General features: G+C 70.7%; 18 protein-coding genes. 11 read left to right on the forward strand and 7 right to left on the reverse strand.

What is annotated here, in order from left to right; genetic code table 11:
• Positions 1-60 precede the first annotated feature (60 nt).
• Positions 61-591, forward strand: a complete 531-nt coding sequence (locus D458_RS0114590) for a SigE family RNA polymerase sigma factor (RefSeq protein WP_026119305.1) — start codon at positions 61-63, stop codon at positions 589-591.
• The gene (locus D458_RS0114595) at positions 588-1,355 is read left to right on the forward strand and encodes a hypothetical protein (RefSeq protein ID WP_026119306.1); all 768 of its coding nucleotides are present in this window, start codon (positions 588-590) and stop codon (positions 1,353-1,355) included. Before D458_RS0114590 ends, D458_RS0114595 begins: the two co-directional genes overlap by 4 nt.
• A gap of 199 nt (positions 1,356-1,554) precedes the next feature.
• Here the strand turns inward: D458_RS0114595 and D458_RS0114600 are convergent, their stop codons facing one another.
• From D458_RS0114600 to hrcA, 3 genes are read right to left on the reverse strand one after another with little or no spacing between them, the layout of a single operon-like run.
• Positions 1,555-2,298, reverse strand: coding sequence for a 16S rRNA (uracil(1498)-N(3))-methyltransferase (locus D458_RS0114600; RefSeq protein ID WP_017587497.1), 744 nt, complete (start codon positions 2,296-2,298; stop codon positions 1,555-1,557).
• Positions 2,295-3,440, reverse strand: a complete 1,146-nt coding sequence (gene dnaJ / locus D458_RS0114605; protein WP_017587498.1) for a molecular chaperone DnaJ — start codon at positions 3,438-3,440, stop codon at positions 2,295-2,297. Before dnaJ ends, D458_RS0114600 begins: the two co-directional genes overlap by 4 nt.
• A gap of 4 nt (positions 3,441-3,444) precedes the next feature.
• Complete coding sequence (gene hrcA, locus D458_RS0114610; protein ID WP_017587499.1) at positions 3,445-4,458, reverse strand: heat-inducible transcriptional repressor HrcA; 1,014 nt, start codon at positions 4,456-4,458, stop codon at positions 3,445-3,447.
• 188 nt (positions 4,459-4,646) lie between these two features.
• On the opposite strand from hrcA, the gene D458_RS0114615 reads away from it, so the two are divergent.
• Positions 4,647-5,486: a DUF3097 domain-containing protein gene (locus D458_RS0114615; RefSeq protein ID WP_017587500.1), complete on the forward strand. Its 840-nt coding sequence runs from the start codon at positions 4,647-4,649 to the stop codon at positions 5,484-5,486.
• A gap of 174 nt (positions 5,487-5,660) precedes the next feature.
• Here the strand turns inward: D458_RS0114615 and D458_RS37935 are convergent, their stop codons facing one another.
• The gene (locus D458_RS37935; RefSeq protein WP_160168053.1) at positions 5,661-6,512 is read right to left on the reverse strand and encodes a hypothetical protein; all 852 of its coding nucleotides are present in this window, start codon (positions 6,510-6,512) and stop codon (positions 5,661-5,663) included.
• Between D458_RS37935 and D458_RS0114625 the strand changes: the two genes are divergently transcribed.
• On the forward strand, positions 6,501-6,830 hold the full coding sequence (locus D458_RS0114625; RefSeq protein WP_026119324.1) for a DUF4870 domain-containing protein: 330 nt from the start codon (positions 6,501-6,503) through the stop codon (positions 6,828-6,830). The genes D458_RS37935 and D458_RS0114625 overlap by 12 nt on opposite strands.
• Before the next feature lie 30 nt (positions 6,831-6,860).
• On the forward strand, positions 6,861-7,508 hold the full coding sequence (locus tag D458_RS0114630; protein WP_017587502.1) for a DUF4870 domain-containing protein: 648 nt from the start codon (positions 6,861-6,863) through the stop codon (positions 7,506-7,508).
• 132 nt (positions 7,509-7,640) lie between these two features.
• On the opposite strand, the gene hemW is transcribed toward D458_RS0114630, so the two are convergent.
• A complete protein-coding gene (hemW, locus tag D458_RS0114635; RefSeq protein ID WP_026119307.1) occupies positions 7,641-8,873 on the reverse strand; it encodes a radical SAM family heme chaperone HemW in 1,233 nt (410 codons plus the stop codon).
• 304 nt (positions 8,874-9,177) lie between these two features.
• Positions 9,178-10,269 (reverse strand): LacI family DNA-binding transcriptional regulator, encoded by a 1,092-nt coding sequence (locus D458_RS0114645; RefSeq protein ID WP_017587504.1) that lies wholly within the window; start codon positions 10,267-10,269, stop codon positions 9,178-9,180.
• A 96-nt stretch (positions 10,270-10,365) separates the two neighbouring features.
• Between D458_RS0114645 and D458_RS0114650 the strand changes: the two genes are divergently transcribed.
• The 5 genes from D458_RS0114650 to D458_RS0114670 all read left to right on the forward strand — a co-directional run bounded on the left by D458_RS0114650 (position 10,366) and on the right by D458_RS0114670 (position 17,507).
• The gene (locus D458_RS0114650) at positions 10,366-11,967 is read left to right on the forward strand and encodes a glycoside hydrolase family 13 protein (RefSeq protein ID WP_017587505.1); all 1,602 of its coding nucleotides are present in this window, start codon (positions 10,366-10,368) and stop codon (positions 11,965-11,967) included.
• 215 nt (positions 11,968-12,182) lie between these two features.
• Entirely contained in the window at positions 12,183-13,412 is a 1,230-nt protein-coding gene (locus tag D458_RS0114655) for a sugar ABC transporter substrate-binding protein (RefSeq protein WP_017587506.1), read from the forward strand.
• 326 nt (positions 13,413-13,738) lie between these two features.
• Positions 13,739-14,986, forward strand: a complete 1,248-nt coding sequence (locus D458_RS0114660; RefSeq protein ID WP_026119308.1) for a sugar ABC transporter substrate-binding protein — start codon at positions 13,739-13,741, stop codon at positions 14,984-14,986.
• Positions 14,986-16,605 carry an ABC transporter permease subunit gene (locus D458_RS0114665; RefSeq protein ID WP_017587508.1) on the forward strand — a complete coding sequence of 540 codons (1,620 nt, stop codon included), beginning with the start codon at positions 14,986-14,988 and terminating at the stop codon, positions 16,603-16,605. The genes D458_RS0114660 and D458_RS0114665 overlap by 1 nt, the downstream gene beginning before the upstream one ends.
• Complete coding sequence (locus D458_RS0114670) at positions 16,602-17,507, forward strand: sugar ABC transporter permease (protein ID WP_017587509.1); 906 nt, start codon at positions 16,602-16,604, stop codon at positions 17,505-17,507. Before D458_RS0114665 ends, D458_RS0114670 begins: the two co-directional genes overlap by 4 nt.
• 136 nt (positions 17,508-17,643) lie before the next feature.
• Here D458_RS0114670 and lepA read toward each other — a convergent pair whose 3' ends face one another.
• Positions 17,644-19,485: a translation elongation factor 4 gene (gene lepA, locus D458_RS0114675; RefSeq protein WP_017587510.1), complete on the reverse strand. Its 1,842-nt coding sequence runs from the start codon at positions 19,483-19,485 to the stop codon at positions 17,644-17,646.
• A 285-nt stretch (positions 19,486-19,770) separates the two neighbouring features.
• On the opposite strand from lepA, the gene D458_RS0114680 reads away from it, so the two are divergent.
• Positions 19,771-20,763 (forward strand): hypothetical protein, encoded by a 993-nt coding sequence (locus D458_RS0114680; protein WP_017587511.1) that lies wholly within the window; start codon positions 19,771-19,773, stop codon positions 20,761-20,763.
• Positions 20,764-20,856: the final 93 nt, after the last annotated feature.

Consider the following 20,856-nt stretch of genomic DNA (forward strand, 5'->3'; position numbering starts at 1 on the left):
ATGCCCTTTCGTAAACCCCGCGACAAGGGTGTGCGTCGAACTGATGTGACGACAGAAACCTTGGTGGCAGGTGCCACCACGGCGCCGCTCTCGGTCGAGTGGGACGCTGACCACGCCGTGACGGAGCTCTACCGAGAGCACTACCGTCCGCTCGTTCGGCTCGCTGCCCTGCTTGTCCGGGACCACGCGACCGCGGAGGAAGTCGTCCAGGACGCCTTCGTGGCCATGCACGGCGCCTGGCGTCGTCTCAGGGACCCGAACAAGGCTCTCTCCTACCTCCGCCAGGCGGTGGTGAACAAGGCCAGGTCGGTGTTGCGCCACAGGGCCGTCGTGGAGAAGCACGCGCCGAAGGCCCTGCCCGACGCACCCAGTGCCGAGCACGGCGCCATGAACCTTCTGGAACGTGAGGCAGTGATCACGGCCCTGCGTAAGCTACCCACCCGTCAGCGAGAGGCCATCGTGCTCCGGTACTACGGCGACCTGTCCGAGGCACAGATCGCGGATGCCATGGGCATCAGCCGAGGCGCGGTCAAGAGCCACACCTCGCGTGGCATCTCCGCCCTGCGCTCTGTACTGGAGCAGACGTCATGAGCACCCCCAACGACCGGAACGAGCTGGAGTTCGAGGACCAGCTCCGTCGGATACTCCGAGCCGAGGCGGACGAGGTCTCCCCCTCGGCCGAGGGTCTCAACCTCATCCGTGAACGCACCGAGCACCAACGGGGCTCGGCATGGTTCGGGCTGCCGTGGCTGCGTCCCGTGACAGCAGTGGCGGCGGCCGTCCTGATCGTCGCCTCGGTGATCATGTCGAGCCCCCAGGTACGTGACCAGGTCCTGGAGATCGTCCCGGCCGGCGCCGACCGCGAGGGCTCCCCGCCCGAGGCGCACGACGAGGGCGACAGCAACGTCGCGGCCCCCGAACCCACGAAGGACTCCGCCGACGGCACCAGCAAGCCGGAGGAGGAGCCGGGGCACGACCCCGAGGACAGCCCCAGGCCCGAGGACGACCCCTCCGCCGCCGAGGGGGAGGGCCTCGAGTCCACCTCCTCGTGCCCGCCCGGGGACGACGCCGCCCCGACGGCGAACGAGGGCTCCGGCGACGAGGACAAGAAGGACAAGAGCAAGAACCAGGAACGGGACTCCGACAACCCGGACTGCGATCCCGCCGACGAGCCCGCGGACGAGCCCACCGACGAGCCCACCACCCCCGGGAACGGCGGCGAACCCGGCCCGGACGACGGCGAGGACGAGCCCGGCAGCGGTTCGGGCGGGAGCGGCTCGGGCGGCGGTGGTTCGGGCGGCAGCGGCGGTTCCGGGAACAACAGCGCCGAGGAGAACAGCAGCAGCGCGAACTGACCCGTTCCTCCGACGGCGGGCAGAACCGTCACCAGGCACCGACAGGAAGGGCCCGTGGGATCTCCCCCACGGGCCCTTCCTGTGTTCGCGCGCTGCTGTCGTCCGCGCACCGCCGTGCTTCCGGGCGGGCACCCGCCGGGGCCCGGCCCTGACCCGAGCTCACTGTCCTGGGCGCTTTCCGGCCCGGGCCGCTACCGGATCACCAGCGCCCGGTCCGGGCCTGGAGTACCGACAGGGCGGCCACCCCGGCGGTGGAGGTGCGCAGGACCGACGGCCCCAGCAGGGACCGGACCGCTCCGGCCTCGTCGAAGGCGGCGAGCTCGGCGTCGGAGATCCCGCCCTCGGGGCCGACCACCAGGACGATCCCCGATCCGCCGGCCTGCTCCGGCAGGGGCAGCTCGGACAGCCGCCGGGCCCCCTCCTCGTGCAGGACCACGGCCAGGTCCGCCTCGGCGAGCAGGTCGGCCACCCCCTTGCGGTCCAGCGGCTCGGCGACCTCGGGCATCCGGGCCCGGCGGGCCTGCTTGGCGGCCTCCCGGGCGCTCGAACGCCACTTGTCCAGGGCCTTGGCCCCCCGGTCGCCCTTCCACTGCGTGACGCAGCGCTCGGCGGCCCAGGGGACGACGGCGTCGACCCCGGCCTCGGTCATCATCTCGACCGCGAGCTCACCCCGGTCCCGTTTGGGCAGGGCCTGCACCACGGTGATCCGGGGCGTCGGCTCGGGTTCGGTCCGGCGTTCCACCACGCGGCACACGAGGGTGTCCTTGCCGACGACCTCGACCACCTCGCAGCGCACGCGCAGGCCGAGGCCGTCGGACAGGTCGACGGCCTCGCCCTCGCGGATGCGTCGGACCGCCACGGCGTGGCGACCCTCGGGGCCGTCCAGTCGGACCCGGTCGCCCGCGAGGGCGGCGGTTCCGACGAGGAAGACCGGCGGGGTCACTTGGCGCCGAAGGCGTCGCGGATCTTGGAGAAGAAACCGCCGTGCCCCGGGCTGAAGCGGCCCGGGTTCTGGTCCTCACCGCGCAGCTCGGCGAACTTGCGCAGCAGGGCCTCCTGCTCCTCGTCCAGCTTGTTCGGGGTCTCCACGTCCACGCGGATGCGCAGGTCGCCCCGGCCGCCGCCGTCGAGGTGGGTGACGCCCTTGCCCGGCAGAGTGATGACATGGCCCGAGTTGGTGCCCGGACGCAGGTCGATGTTCTCCGTGCCGTCGAGGGTGTCGAAGGCGAAGGAGGCGCCCAGCGCCGCCGCCGTCATGGGGACGGTGATGGTGCAGTGCAGGTCGTCGCCGCGGCGCTCGAAGGTCGGGTGGGCCTTCTGGACGACCTCGAGGATGATGTCGCCGCGCGGTCCGCCGTTGGGGCCGACCTCGCCCTCGCCCGCAAGCTGGATGCGGGTGCCGTCGTCGACGCCCGCGGGGATCTTGACGGTACGGGTGACCTTCTCCCGCACCCGGCCCTCGCCCGCGCAGTCACCGCAGGGGTTGGTGATGACCGACCCCTGGCCCGAGCACTGCGGGCAGGGGCGCGAGGTCATGACCTGGCCGAGGAAGGAGCGCGTGACCTGGGAGACCTCACCCTGGCCGTGGCACATCTCGCAGGTGGTCCGGTGCGAACCGGCCGCCGTGCCCTCGCCCTGGCAGGTCTCGCACAGGATCGCGGTCGGGAAGGTGATCTCCTTGCTGACCCCGAACGCGGTCTCGACGAGGTCGAGCTCGATGCGGATCTTGATGCTGCGTCCGCGCCGGACCCGTTCCCGGGGGCCGCGGCCGCCGGGCTGACCTCCGCCGAAGAAGGCGTTCATGATGTCGTCGAAGGCGAACCCGCCCGCGTTGCCGAACCCTCCGGCACCGCCACCGCCGCCACCGGGGGCGAAGGGGTCCTGACCCATGTCGAACATCCGACGCTTGCTCTCGTCGGAGAGGACCTCGTAGGCCTGGGTCACTTCCTTGAAGCGCTCCTGGGTCGCGGGGTCAGGGTTGATGTCCGGGTGGAGCTCGCGCGCGAGCCGCCGGTACGCCTTTTTGATCTCGTCCTTGGACGCGTCGCGACGCACCCCGAGAACCTGGTAATAGTCTCTGGCCACTGAGTTACTGTCCTGCCAAAATCTGTCCGACATACCGAGCCACCGCACGGACGGCGCCCATTGTCCCTGGGTAGTCCATACGGGTGGGTCCCACCACACCGATCTTGGCCAGCGACTGGTTTCCCACACCGTAGTCGGCCGACACGATGGAAGTGGACCGAAGGCCCTCGTGGAAGTTCTCCGCGCCGATGCGCACGGTGAGCATCGAGGGGTCCTTCGCCTCACCGAGCAAACGGATGAGGACCATGTTCTCTTCCAGTGCTTCGAGCACGTCACGCAGGCTGGCTGCGAAGTCGACGGCTGCGAGGTTGGCGGTGCCCGCCAGGACGATCTTCTCCTCGCGCCGCTCGACCAGGCTCTCCAGCAGAACCGAGAGGACCGCGATCGCGACCGGGCGGTCCTCCGGCGCGACCTGAGCGGGCAGGTCCTCCACCGCGTCCGGAACCTCGCCGAGGTGTTTCCCGGAGATGGCGCGGTTGAGCATGGTGCGCAGGTCGTCGACGACCTTCTCGTCGACAGAGCCCAGCCCGTCGATGACGCGCTGTTCGACCCGGCCGGTGTTGGTGATGACCACCATCATGATGCGCTGGCCGCCGAGCGGCACCAGTTCCACGTGCTGCACCGACGAGCGGGTCAGCGACGGGTACTGGACGATCGCGACCTGGCGGGTGAGCTGCGAGAGCAGCCGCACCGTACGGGCGACGATCTCGTCGAGGTCCACGGCACCGCCGAGGAAGGACTCGATGGCGCGCCGTTCGGCCGCGGAGAGCGGTTTGACCGAGGAGAGCCGGTCGACGAAGAGCCGGTACCCCTTGTCGGTGGGCACCCGTCCCGCACTGGTGTGCGGTTGGTGAATGTACCCGTCCTCCTCCAGGGCGACCATGTCGTTGCGAATGGTCGCCGGGGAGACCCCGAGGGGGTGTCGGTCCGCCAGCGCCCGGGAACCCACGGGTTCGTTGGTGTTGACGAAGTCCTCGACGACGGCACGCAGGACCGCGAGCTTGCGCTCATCCAGCAACTCGCCACCTCCTGGCACTCCAAGGTCCTCAGTGCTAATTCTATGCCCGGCTGCAAACCGGCACGGCTACCCGCAAGTAGTAACACGACCGCGGGGTGCGCTTCTTCCCTGGACCCTCCCGGCGGTTCGGCGACGTGCGCCACCCGGAGACGGGTGTTCGGGTCCGGTCACCAGTAGACTGCACCACCGTGGTTACCAAGGGAACCGGCCGTTACGGCCGCGACGTTCTGGCAGGAGACTGGCGGCGGCCCCGGAAGGGCGCGGTACGCGAGATACCCCTCAGTCGTGACCTGGTCGTCGAGGACGCCGACGAGACGTTCTGCGGTGCCGTGGTGTCCTGGGACAAGGCCGCGGTGACCCTGGAGGACCGGGACGGCCGCCGCAGGGTGTTCGAGCTCGGTCCGGCCGCCTTCCTGGTGGACGGGGAGCCGGTGACGCTGGTGCGTCCGGCCGCCGCGCCCAGGGGTCCCCTGCGCAGCGCCTCGGGTTCGATCGCGGTGACCGACGCGCGGGCGCGCACGGCCCGGGAGAGCCGGATCTACGTGGAGGGCGCCCACGACGCCGAGCTGGTGGAGAAGGTCTGGGGCCACGACCTGCGTGTCGAGGGGGTGGCCGTCGAGTTCCTGGAGGGGGTCGACGACCTTCCCTCGGTGGTGGAGGAGTTCTCCCCCGGCCCGGGACGCCGTCTGGGGGTCCTGGTGGACCACCTGGTGCCGGGGTCCAAGGAGAGCAGGATCGCGGAGCGGGTCCGGGGTTCGGACGTGCTCGTGGTCGGCCACCCCTACGTGGACGTCTGGCAGGCGGTCCGGCCGGGCGCGGTGGGCATCCGGGCCTGGCCCGAGGTCCCGCGCGGCCTGCCCTGGAAGGAGGGTGTCGTGGACGCCCTGGGCTGGCGGATGGAGACGGGTGAGGCCTGGCGCCGCATCCTGGGCTCGGTCCGCGGCTACGGCGATCTCGAACCCTCGCTGCTGGGGCGGGTCGAGGAGCTCATCGACTTCGTCACCGGCCCGCACCCCCCGGGTCACTGACAGCACGGAGTACCGAAATCACGGAACACTAGGATTGCCCCAGGACGTCGTCTGACGGGCCCCGGGTCCCCGAGGTCCCCCTACCGGAGGACACCGCACCGGACACCACACAGCCTCCGGCCCTCCGCGGTCGTCGGTACAGCCCGACCGGTTCGGGCAGCACAGCACACGCCCTCAACAGCGGAGCCAAGGAAGAGCATGAGCGAGACCCCGCCCAATCCCGCGTCGCCGGACGACGCGCAGGGACAGCAGCAACCGCCGCAGGACCCCTCTCAGCAGGGGCAGCAGGAAGACCGGGAGCAGGGCCGGCCGGAGCAGCAGGCGCAGCCGCAGCACCCCGCCCAGCCCCAGCCGCAGGGCCAGGAGTACGGGCAGCCGCAACCGGGATACGAGCAGCCCCAGCAGCCCGGCCAGGCACAGCCGCAGTACGGTCAGCCCAGCGGCGCACAGCCCGGCTACGGCCAGCCGCAACAGCAGCCGCAGGCACAGCCTCCGCAGCAGGGGCAGCCGCCGTCCTACGGACAGCAGAGCGGTGCCCAGCCCGGCTACGGGCAGCCGCAGTACGGCCAACCCCAGCAGCCCGGCCAGGCACAGCCCTACGGGCAGCCCGGCGGCGCACAGCCCGGCTACGGGCAGCCGCAGTACGGCCAACCCCAGCAGCCCGGCCAGGCACAGCCCTACGGGCAGCCCGGCGGCGCACAGCCCGGCTACGGCCAGCCGCAGCAGGGGCAGCCGCAGGCACAGCCTCCGCAACAGGGGCAGCCGCCGCAGCCGCCCTACGGACAGCCCGGCAGCGGCCAGCCCGGTTGGGGCCCGCCCTCGGGTGCCCAGCAGCCGCCCTACGGACAGCAGAGCGGTGCGCAGCCCGGCTACGGGCAGCCGCAGTACGGCCAACCCCAGCAGCCCGGCCAGGCACAGCCCTACGGGCAGCCCGGAGCCTTCGGGCAGGCCCAGCCCGGCCAGGCGCAGCCCCGGTCCCAGGCCCCGGACGGCGGCAACGACATCCTGGTCGCGATGCTGGCCCACCTGTCCGGATTCGTCATCGCCTGCTTCGGCTGGATCCCGCCGCTGGCGATCTACTTCGCCAAGCGCAACCAGTCACCGTTCGTCCGCCACCACGCCTCCGAGGCGGCGAACTTCCAGATCACCCTGCTGATCCCGTACGTCTTCGCTGGTGTCGCCTTCTTCGGCCTGGGTATCTTCTTTCCCACCCTGTCCTGGATCGGTTACCTGCTGATCGCCCTCGTATGGATCGTTTCCATCGTCTTCGGCGTCCTAGGAGCATCAGGAGCGAACAAGGGAGCCTGGTACCGCTACCCCGTGAGCATCCGACTCCTGAAGTAGCAGTTTCCTTCCATTCATCGAGGAACCGCCATGTCCTACCCGAACACCCCGAACCCGAACGACCCTTACGGCCAGGGCGGGCAGCAGCCCGGCCAGGGTGACTCCGGCGGCTACCCGCCCCCCGGCCACCCGCAGCAGCCCGGCGGTTACCCGCCGCCCCCCGGCGGCCAGCAGCCCGGTGGATACCCGCCGCCCGGTTCCCCCCAGACCGGTGGCTACCAGGCACCCCACGACTACGGGCAGCCGCAGCAGCCCGGTGGTTACCCGCCGCCTCCCGGCGCCCACCCCGGCCAGTACGGCAACTACCCGCAGGGCGGCCCGGGCGGCTTCGGCGACTCCTCCGCCGTCACCGGCCAGCCGAACCAGGACGAGCGCACGATGGGCCTGATCACCCACCTGCTCGGCATCCTGACCGGATTCCTCGGTCCGCTGATCATGTACCTGATCAAGAAGGACGAGTCGCCGTTCATCCGCGACCAGGCCGCGCAGGCGCTGAACTTCCAGCTCCTGCTGCTGATCGGCTACCTGGTTTCGTTCGTGCTGTACATCATCGTCATCGGAGCCGTGCTGCAGCTGGTCATCTGGGTGTGCGCGATCGTCTTCGGGATCATGGGCGGCATGGCGGCCAACAAGGGAGAGTGGTACCGCTACCCGTTCAACGTCAGCTGGGTCAAGTAACACCGGACACGGCAGGACACCGCGGGGCCCGGCATCGCGCCGGGCCCCTTGTCGTGTCCGCTGTCACTGTGCCCCGGGCGCTGTGCGTGTGCACCCGAGCAGGGGAACGGCTCCAGGCCGCCCCGGGGCCCTTCAGGTGAGGTCGCGGACCACCGCGTCGGCGAGCAGCCGTCCCCGCCGGGTCAGCGCCGCGCGCCCCTCGGCGTGCGCCCGCGCGTCCAGGAGCCCCTCGCCGACCAGGCGTTCGGCGGCGGCCAGCCCCGGGGCGTCCAGCAGGTCCAGCGGGCATCCGCCGTCCACGCGCAGTTCGAGCAGGACGCGTTCGAACCGGCGCTCGGCCCCGGTGAGCACCTCGCGGGCCTGGGCGGGGCTGTCCCCCGCGGCCAGGCGGGCGGCGTAGGCGGCGGGGTGCTTGACGTTCCACCAGCGGGTCCCGCCGACATGGCTGTGCGCGCCCGGCCCCACGCCCCACCAGTGTCCGCCGGTCCAGTAGAGCATGTTGTGCGCGCTGCGGCCCTCGGGGCTGCGGGCCCAGTTGGACACCTCGTAGGGGGTGTACCCGGCCTCGGCCAGGGCCTCGTCGGCCATCAGGTAGCGATCGGCCATGGCGTCGTCGTCGGGCTCGGTGAGCTCGCCCCGCCGGACGCGGGCGGCCAGCCGGGTGCCGTCCTCGACGATCAGGGAGTAGGCGGAGACGTGGTCGGGCCCGGCGCCGATCGCGGCCTCGAGGGAGGCCGCCCAGTCCTGGTCGCTCTCCCCCGGGGTGCCGTAGATGAGGTCGAGGTTGACGTGCTCGAACCCGGCCTCGCGCGCCCAGGCCACGCACTGCTCGGGGCGGCCCGGGGTGTGACCGCGTTCCAGGATGCGGAGCACGTGGGGCTGGGCGCTCTGCATGCCGAAGGACACGCGGGTGAACCCGGCCGCGCGCAGGCGGGCGAGGTAGTCGGGGTCGACCGTCTCGGGGTTGGCCTCGGTGGTGATCTCGGCGTCCGGGGTGAGCCCGAAGCGGTCGCGGATCTCACCGAGGACCCGCCCGAGGTCCTCGGGCGACAGGAGCGTGGGCGTGCCGCCGCCGACGAAGACGGTGCTCACCGGTGGGCGGTCCGCGCTCAGGACCCGGTCGGCCAGTTCGACCTCGGCCGCGGCCTGGCCCGCGTAGGTCTCGCGGGAGGCCGTGGCGGTGCCGTCCCGGGAGACGAGTTCGTCAGCGGTGTAGGTGTTGAAGTCGCAGTAGCCGCAGCGGGTGACGCAGAAGGGCACGTGGACGTAGAACCCGAGCGGGCGCTCCCCGAGCTGGGCGAGCGAGGGTTCGGGAAGTTCCCCGGTCCGGGGCACGGGTTCGCCGTCGAGGGCTACGGATGGCATGTCTCCAGTGTCGCCGACCCGACGGCGTGCCCTGGCACGGAGGACGACGCGCGGACCGGTCCCACCGGGGTCCGCAGCGGGGTCCGGGGCCGGGGTGTGGCCATCGACACGGTGGGGCCTGCCCCGGAGACGGCCTTGCTCCCTGTGCGGGTCCGGACGCTCGAAGACCCGCGCCACGGTCACCGCCGACGGGTCGCGGCCCCGCCGGGGGCGGCGCGTGCCCTGAGGACGCGCTGTCTTCGGGGTGACGCCTTCGGGGCGCCGTGCGGGGGTCGGGGTGTGTGGGGGTCGGAGTGTGCGGGGGTCAGACTCCGGGGGTGGCGTTCTGGGGTGCGCGGCGCTGCGGGGCGGGGGTGTCCAGGTGGGGTTCGGGGGTGACCGGCCCGGCCGCGGCGGCCGGGGCCGCGGCGGTGGAGCGGCGTACGACCAGTTCGGGGTCGAAGACGTATTCGGCGTGCGAGACGGGGTGTCCGGCGATCTCGTCGCACAGGGCGCGCACGGCGGCCATGGCCATCGCGTTGACGGGCTGGCGCACGGTGGTCAGGGGCGGGTCGGTGAAGGCGATGAGCTGGGAGTCGTCGTAACCGACCACGGAGAAGTCCTGGGGGACGCGCAGGCCGCGCTGGCGGGCGGCGCGGATGGCCCCGAGCGCCATGATGTCGGAGCCGCAGACCATGGCGGTGACGCCGCGTTCGATGAGGCGGCTCGCGGCGGCGTGCCCGCCCTCCACTCCGAACAGGGAGAGTTCGACGAGGCCGTCCCCGTCGAGTCCGTGCTCGTCCAGGGCCTGGTGGAAGCCCTCCAGTTTGCGGCGGACCGGGACGTAGCGTTCGGGGCCGCTGGTGAAGCCGATGCGGGTGTGGCCGAGGGCGACCAGGTGGTTGACGGCCAGGCGTCCGGCCTCGCGGTCGTCGGCGGAGATGAACGCCGCCGGGATGGACTCGGTGTAGCCGTTGACGAGCACGATCGGCAGGCGGCGGGAGACCAGGGCCTGGTAGCGCTCGTGTGAGGCCGTGGTGTCGGCGTGCTTGCCGGAGACGAAGAGGATTCCGGAGACGTTGCGCTCCAGGAGCAGCTCCACGTACTCGTCCTCGGATATCCCGCCCGGGGTCTGTGTGCACAGCACCGGTGTGTACCCGCGCTGGGCCAGGGCCCCCTCCGCCGCCTGGGCGAACATCGGGAAGACCGGGTTCTCCAGTTCGGGGATGACCATGCCGACCAGGCCGGCGGAGCGCTGCCGCAGCCGGGCGGGTCGCTCGTATCCGAGTACGTCGAGCGCGGTCAGGACGGCCTTGCGGGTGTCGCTGCCGACGCCGGGTTTGTCATTGAGCACCCGCGAGACGGTCGCCTCGCTGACGCCTGCGTGCCGCGCGATGTCGGCAAGTCGTGGACCCATGGGGACAACTCTAGTCGAGATCGTCGTCACAAGGACGAAAGTTAGCGGTAATCTTGCGCAAGAACTTGCAGTCGCGACAGGGAAGGACCCCCGCAGATGAAGCACCAGTCGCACTGGTGGCGCGAGGCCGCCATCTACCAGATCTACGTGCGCAGCTTCGCCGACTCCAACGGGGACGGGGAGGGCGACCTGACCGGAATCCGCGAACGCCTCCCCCACCTCGCCGAGCTCGGCGTGGACGCGATCTGGCTGACCCCCTTCTACGTCTCCCCCCTGGCAGACGGCGGCTACGACGTCGCCGACTACCGTGACGTCGACCCCCGCTTCGGCACCCTCGAGGACTTCGACGCCCTCCTCTCCGCCGCCCACGACCTGGGCATCCGGATGATCATCGACGTGGTCCCCAACCACTCCTCCTCCGCGCACCGCTGGTTCCGCGAGGCCGTGGCGGCCGAGCCCGGCAGCGCCGCCCGCGCGCGCTACATCTTCCGGGACGGTCTGGGCCCCGACGGCGACGAGCCCCCCAACAACTGGAAGTCGATCTTCGGCGGCCCGGCCTGGACCCGCCTCAAGACCGCCGACGGCACCCCCGAGCAGTGGTATCTGCACCTGTTCGACGCCGAGCAGCCCGACTTCGACTGGAGCAACCAGGAGGTGCACGACGAGTTCGACGACGTCCTGCGCTTCTGGCTGGACCGGGGCGTGGACGGGTTCCGGATCGACGTCGCGCACGGCATGGTCAAGGACCCCGCGCTGCCGGACATCGACCCGGATGCCAAGGCCGACCTGCTCGACGGCAACACGTCACTGCCCTACTTCGACCAGGACGGCGTGCACGAGATCTACCGGCGCTGGTCGGGCATCGCCGCCGCCTACCCGGGCGACCGGGCCCTGGTGGCCGAGGCCTGGGTGGAGAACGCCGAGCGGGTGGCGCGCTACCTGCGCCCGGACGAGCTGCACCAGGCGTTCAACTTCGAGTACCTCACCGCTCCGTGGGACGCCGCGCGGCTGCGCGCGGTGATCGAGGGTTCGCTGGCCGCCAACGGTGCCGTGGGCGCGACCACCACGTGGGTGCTGTCCAACCACGACGTCACCCGGCACGTCACCCGCTTCGGCGGCGGCGAGCAGGGCCTGCGCCGGGCCCGTGCGGCCACCCTGCTGATGCTGGGCCTGCCCGGTTCGGTCTACCTGTACCAGGGCGAGGAGCTGGGCCTTCCCGAGGTCACCGACCTGCCGGAGGACTCCCTCCAGGACCCCACGTGGGAGCGCTCGGGCCGCACCGAGCGCGGTCGCGACGGCTGCCGTGTGCCGCTGCCCTGGGAGGGCGGGTCCGCTCCGTTCGGCTTCGGCCCCGAGGGCACCACGCCGTGGCTGCCGGTCCCCGAGGAGTGGGCGGGGCTGTCCCGCGCCGCCCAGCGCGGAGTGGCGGGTTCGACGCTGGACCTGTACACCACGGCGCTCGGGCTGCGCCGCGACCTGGACGCCCTGGGCGACGGGTCGATGAGCTGGCTGGACTCCCCCGAGGGCGTCCTGTACTTCGAACGCGAGCCGGACGTGCGGGTCGCGGTGAACCTGGGCGGCGACGCGGTCGAGCTGCCCGCGTCCGGTGAGGTCCTGGTGGCCAGCGGTCCGGGCGCCGAACTGGCCGACGGCACGCTGTCCCTGCCCGCCGAGACCGCGGTGTGGCTGCGCGTGTGATCCGGGCGCGCCCGACCGCGCGCCCCTGACCGCGCGCTCTCCCGGAGCGCGTGCCCGGTGGTGCGCTGCGCACTCCTGCGGGCGCCGGGCGGTCCGCGTACCGCCCGGCGCCCACGTCACGAAGGACCTCTCCACCTCCCACCACTTCCTCTCATCCGCGGGGAGCTCTCCCGCCCGTACGAGCCGGGCCCCGCCCGTCATCCCTGGAGACCGCCATGAGGTCACTCATCCCCCTGTGCTCGATGGCCCTGGTGCTTGCCCTGACAGCCTGTTCCACCCCCGAGGAGGTCGACGACTACTCCTCCGTGCCGCTGACCATCTGGGCCGACGAGGAACGCGCCCAGGCCATGCGGACCTTCGCCGAGGCCTTCGCCCGCGACGCCAACCGCCAGGTGGAGGTGATCGTGGTGGACCACGAGGAGCTGCGCGCCAGCTTCCTGAGCTCGCACGCCACCGGGCTGGGCCCGGACCTGCTCGTGGGCCCGCACGACTGGACCGGTGAGCTGGCCTCGGCCGGAGCGATCGTCCCGGTCGGTCTGGACGCCGAGGACGCCGAGCTGTTCTCGCCGGGCGCCCTGGCCGCGGTCAGCTACGAGGGCCAGGCCCACGGGGTGCCCTACGCCACCGAGAACCTGGCGCTGTTCCGCAACACGGATCTGGTCCCGGAGGCGCCGACCTCGCTGGAGGACATGCTGGAGACCGGTGCGGGCCTGGTGGACTCGGGTTCCGTCGACCAGGCGCTGAGCCTCCAGGTGGGCGAGGAGGGCGACGCCTACCACATCCACCCGTTCTTCACCTCGGCCGGCGGCTACCTGTTCGGCGAGGACGAGTCGGGCGGCCCCGACCCCACGGACCTGGGGGTGGCCGCACCGGAGTCGATCGCCGCCTTCGAGCTGCTGGCGGAGCTCGGGGAGGACGGTTCCGGAGTGCTGACCCGGTCCACCGACTCGGTCAACGCGACCTCCCTGTTCACCTCGGGAGAGGCCCCGTTCCTGGTCAGCGGACCGTGGAGTGTGGCGGCGGCCCAGGAGTCGGAGGTGCCCTTCGCGGTGGACCCGGTGCCGTCGTTCGCCGAGGGCGCCGAGGCCCGGCCGCTGATCGGCGTCCAGGCCTTCTTCGTCGCCTCCGGTGCCAGCGACCCGGAGCTGGCGGAGAACCTCGCCCGGGTGTTCCTGGAGGACCCCGAGCTCTCGGTGATCCTGTACGAGGCGGACCCCCGGGTGCCCGCGTTGGACGAGGCGCTCCGGATGGTCACCGACCAGGACCCGAACCTGGAGGCCTTCCAGCGCGCGGGTGAGGCCGGCCTGCCGATGCCCGCCATCCCCGAGATGGAGGCGGTGTGGAGCCCGTTCTCGCAGGCCAGCGCGGACATCATCGGTGGAGCCGACCCCGCCGAGGCCCTGATGGAGGCCGAACGGCTGATCCTCGAGAGCTTCGAGGAGTAGGCCGCTCCGGGGAGCCGGCCGTTCCGGGCCCGCCCCCGGACGAGCTCCGGCCCGGGCGCGCGGTCCGCACGTGTCCCGCCCCGGGACCAAGGGCCGGACGAGCACGGCTTCCTCACGCAGAGCAAGGATGACGGAACCCTCCGAAACAGGCCGCCCATCTGTTTCCAGGGTGTTTCCACATCTTTATCCAGTGCGACTGCAAAGCCTTTCAAAGACTGCAAGTTATTGCTAACGTCACATCACCACGCATGCCCGCAACGGACCCGGTCCCGCCGGTGAACCGCATGCACGACCCCCTTCGACAGGCCTCCCGGAAGGAAGACACCATGAGATCCCGCAGCGCGTCAGCGGTCGCAGGTATCGCCGCGATCGCACTTATGGCGACAGCGTGCAGCAGCGACGACTCGGACGGAGGCGGCGAAGGCACCGCAGAGGGCACGCTCGTCATCTGGTCCGACCCCGAGCGCGCCGACGCCATCCAGGGCGCGGCCGCCGAGTTCGCCGAGGCCAACGGCATCGAGGTGGACGTCCAGGGCCTGGCCTTCGACGACATCCAGGGCGACCTGCTCAACGCCCACCAGGCCGGCAACGCCCCCGACGTCTTCATCGGCGCGCACGACTGGACCGGCAACCTGGTCCGCAACGGCGCCGTCTCCCCGGTCGAGCTCACCGGCGACCAGGCCGGCGGCGTGGACGAGACCGCCGTCGAGGCGCTCTCCTTCGACGGTCAGCTCTTCGGCGTCCCGTACTCGCAGGAGAACATCTTCCTGCTGCGCAACACCGAACTGGCCCCCGACGCCCCGGAGACCTTCGAGGAGCTCGTCGAGGTCGGCACCGAGCTCAAGGAGGCGGGTGACACCAGTGAGGTCCTCGCCATGGCGGTGGGCCAGGAGGGCGAGCCCTTCCGGATGAACGCCCTGTTCACCTCCGCGGGCGGCTACCTGTTCGGGCAGGACGACACCGGCACCTGGGACCCCTCGGACCTGGGTGTGGGCTCGGACGAGTCCATCGCGGCCATGGAGAAGATCGCCGAGTACGGCGAGGAGGGCGAGGGGGTGCTGCGCCGCTCCATCGACACCGAGAACGACGCCAACCTCTTCTACGAGGAGGAGGCCCCCTTCTTCATCGCCGGTCCGTGGAACCTCGGTGACGCCAACGAGGCGGGCATCGACTTCGAGATCAGCCCCATCCCCGGCTTCGAGGGCGAGCAGGCGGCCAGCCCCTACATCGGCTACCACGCCTTCTTCGTCACCGAGGGCAGCGACAACAGCGCCCTAGCGCAGGAGTTCGTGACCAACTACGTCACCTCCACCGACTTCATCCTCAGCCTCTACGAGGCCGACCCGCGCACCCCGGTGCAGACCGAGGCCCTGGAGACCGTCTCGGCCGACGACCCCAACATCGCCGCCATCGCCGAGGCCGGCGCCGACGGCATGCCCATGCCGTCCATCCCCGAGATGGGTGAGACCTGGGAGCCGCTGGGCCAGGCCCAGGCGCAGGCGATCTCCGGCGGAGACGTCCGCGAGGCCATGGAGGCCGCCCACAACACCATCGCCGAGCAGATCGGCGAGTAGTGGTGGCCTCTCCCAGCCCCGACAGTGCGGGCGCCCCCTCCCCGGGGGCGCCCGCCCGTCCGCCGCTGCCCGGGGGCCGGTTCGCCGCCAACGGGTCCGTCGTCGGCCAACTCGTGAAGATCGGCCTGCTCAGCCTGTTCACCGCCCTCGGCGTCTGGGCGGCCCTGCCGCTGTACGTGGCGGGCAACTGGTGGGGCATCGGCCTGGTCGTCGCGGTGGTCGCCCTGGTCTACTACGTCTACCTGTCCAAACGCACCGTCCCGGCGAAGTACCTGGTGCCGGGCGTGGTGTTCCTCCTGGCCTTCCAGATCCTTCCGGTGCTCTACACGATGAGCACGTCGGTGACCAACCTCAGCGACGGCCACCGGGGAGACAAGGACCGGGCGATCGCGGCCATCGAGGCCTTCTCGGTCACCCGGGACCCCGACTCCCCGGAGTACGTGCTCACCGTCGCCACCACCGGCGCCCCCGACACCGGTGAGCTGGTCTTCCTGCTCACCGACGCCGAGGGCAACGCCTACGCGGGCACCGAGGAGGGGTTGAGCGACCTCAGCGGCGCCGACGTCGACGCGGCCGGGAAGGTCACCGAGGCGTTCGGGTACACGCTCCTCAGCCCCGCCGAGGTGAACGCGCGCAGCGACGAACTCCAGGAGTTCGCGGTCCCCACCGGGGACGGCGCGGGCATCCGCTCCAGCGGGCTGTCGAGCGCCTTCGAGGGCAGTGCCGTCCGGGTCTACGACGAGGCCTGCGACTGCATCACCGACTCCGAGACCGGTGAGGTCTACACGGCCGACAACGACCGCGGCGCCTTCTACAACGAGGACGGCCAGCGGATCGCACAGGGCTGGCAGGTGGGTGTCGGGCTCGACAACTTCGCCCGCTTCCTGCTCAACCCGACCTTCGCCGGCTCGTTCTTCGGCATCCTGCTGTGGAACGTGGTCTTCGCCGTCGCCGTCACCGGTCTGGTGTTCGTGGTGGGTCTGGCGATCGCCCTGACCCTGCACGTGCCGAGGATGCGCGGCAAGGTGCTCTACCGGATCCTGGTGGTCCTGCCGTACGCCATGAGCTCGTTGGCCATGTACCTGCTGTGGCGGGACATGTTCAACACCGACTTCGGTCTGTTCAACCGGATGCTCGGTCTCCAGGTCGACTGGTTGGGCGACGTGTGGACGGCCCGGGCCGCCGTCGTCCTGGCCAACGTGTGGCTGGGCTACCCGTACATGTTCCTGGTGGCCACCGGGGCGCTGCAGGCCATCCCGCGGGAGCTGGGACAGGCCGCGCAGATCGACGGCGCGGGGCCGTGGCAGGCCTTCCGGCACGTCACCCTGCCGCTGCTGATGGTCGCCATGACCCCGATCCTCATCGCCACGTTCGCGTTCAACTTCAACAACTTCAACGCGGTGTGGCTGATCACCAAGGGCGGACCGTTCTCGCCGGACAACCCGACGGCCGGCGGCACGGACCTGCTCATCACCTACACCTACCGGCTGGCCTTCAACGAGGCCACGGCCCAGTACGGGTACGCGGCGGCGTTGTCGGTGATGATCTTCCTGATCGTCTCGGCGATCTCCATCGTCAGCCTCAGCCGGAGCAAGGCCCTCAAGGAGGTGGACCGATGACGGTCGGCGTTTCCGAGGCGGTACGCACGCCCTACCGCCGCAGCGGCGGCACCCGGTTCTCGCTGTGGGCCAGGCGGCTGGGCTGGCGCCACGCGGTCATGTGGGTGGTCGTGGCCTTCGCGATCTTCCCCGTGCTGTTCGTGGTCTCCGCCGCGCTCAACCCGCTCGGCACCCTGAGCAGCGCGCAGCTGTGGCCGACCGGCGCGAGCCTGGCCAACGCCCGGGACCTGTTCCGGAACACGCCCTTCACCACCTGGTACGCGAACTCGCTGTTCTTCGCGCTCACCAACGCGGCGGTGACGGTGCTGCTCTCGGCGCTGGCGGCCTACACGTTCAGCCGGATGCGGTTCAAGGGGCGGCGGGTGGGCCTGATCGGCCTGCTCATCATCCAGATGTTCCCGCAGTTCCTGGCGATCGTGGCGATCTACCTGATGTTCTCCAACATCGGTGAGCTCTACCCGGTGATCGGCTTCGACACCCGCTGGGGTCTGCTGCTGGTCTACCTGGGCGGCGCGCTGAGCATCAACACGTGGCTGATGAAGGGCTTCTTCGACACCGTTCCGAAGGAGCTGGACGAGTCCGCGCAGATCGACGGCGCCACCCACGCCCAGGTGTTCTTCCGGATCATGCTGCCGCTGGTGACCCCGGTGCTGGCGATCGTGGCGCTGCTGGTGTTCATCTCCACCATCAACGAGTTCCTGATGGCCAGCGTGTTCCTGCGGGACACCGACGCGAAGACGCTGGGCCTGGGGCTGTACCAACTGGTGGCCTCGCAGCGCAACGCCAACTTCGGGATGTTCGCGGTGGGCGCGCTGATGCTGTCCCTGCCCACGCTGATCGTGTTCTGGTTCCTCCAGCGCTACATCAGCGAGGGGCTGACCGCCGGAGCGGTCAAGGGCTAGCCCTCGCGGGTTCCGGGCGCCCGAACACCGAGCGAAGCGGAACTCGAGAACAGCACTGAGGGGCGCTCCCGTACGGGGGCGCCCCTCCTTCGTCGTGCACCGGCCCGGGCGACGGTGTGCCGCCCGGGCCCGGTCACTACTTCTTCTTCTTGTCCTCGGCACCGGAGCTGTCGGTGGACAGCGCGGAGATGAAGGCCTCCTGGGGCACCTCGACCCGGCCGACCATCTTCATCCGCTTCTTGCCCTCCTTCTGCTTCTCCAGCAGCTTGCGCTTACGGCTGATGTCGCCGCCGTAGCACTTGGAGAGCACGTCCTTGCGGATGGCGCGGATGTTCTCACGGGCGATGACACGGGCGCCGATGGCGGCCTGGATCGGCACCTCGTACTGCTGCCGCGGGATGAGCTCGCGCAGCTTCTTGGTCATCTCGACGCCGTAGGGGTAGGCCTTCTCCTTGTGGACGATCGCGGAGAACGCGTCGACCGCCTCGCCCTGGAGGAGGATGTCGACCTTGACGAGGTCGGCCTGCTGCTCACCGATGGGCTCGTAGTCCAGGGAGGCGTAACCCTTGGTCCGGGACTTGAGGGCGTCGAAGAAGTCGAAGACGATCTCCGCCATGGGGAGGGTGTACCGCATCTCCACGCGGTCCTCGGACAGGTAGTCCATGCCCTGGAGCTCGCCGCGGCGCTCCTGGCACAGCTCCATGATCTGACCGATGTGGTCGGAGGGGCTGAGCACGGTGGCCTTGACCATCGGCTCGTAGATCGCGTCGATCTTGCCGGTGGGGAACTCGCTGGGGTTGGTCACCACGTGCTCGGCGCCGTCCTCCATGTCCACGCGGTAGATCACGTTGGGCGCGGTGGAGATGAGGTCGAGGTTGAACTCGCGCTCCAGGCGGGCCCGGGTGATCTCCAGGTGGAGCAGGCCGAGGAACCCGCAGCGGAAACCGAAGCCCAGGGCGGCGGAGGTCTCCGGCTCGAAGGCCAGGGCCGCGTCGTTGAGCTGGAGCTTCTCCAGGGCGTCGCGGAGCACCGGGTAGTCGGTGCCCTCGATCGGGTACAGGCCCGAGAACACCATCGGCTTGGGTTCCTGGTAGCCGCCGAGCATCTCCGTGGCGGGCTTGTTCAGGGTGGTGATGGTGTCACCGACCTTGGACTGCCGCACGTCCTTCACACCGGTGATGATGTAGCCGACCTCGCCCACGCCCAGACCCAGGCTCTTGGTCGGCTCCGGCGAGCTGACCCCGATCTCCAGGATCTCGTGGGAGGCCTTGGTGGACATCATCTGGATGCGCTCGCGCGGGCTGAGGTGGCCGTCGATGACCCGCACGTAGGTGACCACACCGCGGTAGGTGTCGTAGACCGAGTCGAAGATCATCGCGCGGGCGGGAGCGTCGGCGTCACCGACCGGCGCGGGGATCTGGTTGACGATCTCGTTGAGGAGCTCCTCGACGCCCTCGCCGGTCTTGGCGCTGACCTTGAGCACGTCGGAGGGCTCGCAGCCGATGATCCCGGCGATCTCCTCGGCGTACTTCTCGGGCTGGGCCGCGGGAAGGTCGATCTTGTTGAGGACGGGGATGATCGTGAGGTCGTTGTCCAGCGCCATGTAGAGGTTGGCGAGGGTCTGGGCCTCGATGCCCTGCGCGGCGTCGACCAGCAGGACCGCGCCCTCACAGGCGGCCAGGGAACGCGACACCTCGTAGGTGAAGTCGACGTGCCCGGGGGTGTCGATGAGGTCGAGCGTGTACGTCTTGTCGTCCAGGGCGGTGAACGGGATGCGCACGGCCTGCGACTTGATCGTGATGCCGCGTTCGCGCTCGATGTCCATGCGGTCCAGGTACTGGGCACGCATCTGGCGGTCCTCGACGACCCCGGTGATCTGGAGCATCCGGTCGGCCAGCGTCGACTTGCCATGGTCGATGTGCGCGATGATGCAGAAGTTGCGGATCAGCGCGGGATCGGTCCAGTTCGGCTGTGCCACCGTGCTCCGTTCACAGGGTTGGGTTCGGGTCGTGTGCGCCTGAGGTGGCGCCGCCCTGCCGGGGCCCGGCGGTGTACTCACCGGTCTGCCCACGGCATCGTCCATCATCCCACGGCGCCGGCACCGTCCTCACCGGATGTGGCCGGGTCGGATACGGCAGTATGGGCGCGAGCGCGGGACTTGTGTCCAGATTATGCGACCTGGGACCGGGAACGGGCGTCGCGGGTGCCGGGTGACGTGGACGCCGGACGGTACGGGTGCCGAACGAGAACGGGTGGCGTACGGGTGAAGTGGCTTCTGAAGCGGTTGTTGGCCGGCGTGGCGGCGGTGCTGGTGGTACTGGTGGGCGCGGGCGCGCTGCTGGCCTACCAGTACTCGGGCACCCCTGAGGGGTGGGCCGTCTCGCAGGGCGCGGACGCGGCGTGGGTGGGTTCGTGGGAGGACACCGGTGCGCTGGAAGAGCTGCTCGACACCGGCGCGGTGAGCACCCTGTACGTGTACGCCGGAGAGGTGGGCGCGGACGGCGGCGTGGAGCGGGCGCCGGACACCGGCGCGCTGCTGTCGTGGTTGGACGCGAACCACCCCGAGGTGGCGGCCCTGGCGTGGCTGAGGCACGTGGAGTCGGGTTCGTCGCTGATCAGGGACCGTTTCGACGCCGAGGCGAGGGAGGCCCTGGCGCCCCGGGTCGCCGAGGTGGGCGCGGACGGGTTCGCCGGGGTGCACCTGGAGGTCCGCCCGGTGACGGTGAACGACCCCTCCCTGCCCGCCCTCGTGGAACTGGTGCGGGAGGAACTGGGCGAGGATCCGGTGCTGTCGGTCCAGGCCCAGCACGTGGAGCTGATGCCGGGGGGCCGGGTGCCGGCCTTCGTCACCGGCGGCGAGGAGAAGTACTGGTCCAAGGGGTACCTGGAGCGGGTCACCGAGCACGCGGACGAGGTCGTGCTGCCCGGTGTGGGCGCCGACATGCCCACGGCCGGCCTGTACGGCGGGTTCATGGTGCGGCAGGTGACCGAGTCGGTGGCTGCGCTGCGCCACCACGAGGACGTGGCGGTGCGGTTCGGGGTGCCGACCTACGCCAGTGAGCGGTGGGGGCCGGTGAACGGCAACGAGACCGCGCTGACCGCGCTCGCCGCGGTGCGCCTGGGGTTGTCGCAGGCGGAGGGGGTTCCCGAGTCGATGACTCCGGGCGTGGCCCTGTACCTGGTGGACGAGGCCGAGGAGGGCGATCTGACGGCCTACCGGACGGCCTGGTTGAACCCGTTGGAACAGGGTGGCTGACCGCACAGGGGGGGGAAGCGGCGCGGTGAGGCCTCCGAAGTCCCGAGCAGTCCGCTCGATGCGGCATACTGAGAAGTCCGTGTCTCGGACTTC

The sequence above is a fragment of the Nocardiopsis ganjiahuensis DSM 45031 genome (assembly GCF_000341085.1).
Taxonomy (GTDB): domain Bacteria; phylum Actinomycetota; class Actinomycetes; order Streptosporangiales; family Streptosporangiaceae; genus Nocardiopsis; species Nocardiopsis ganjiahuensis.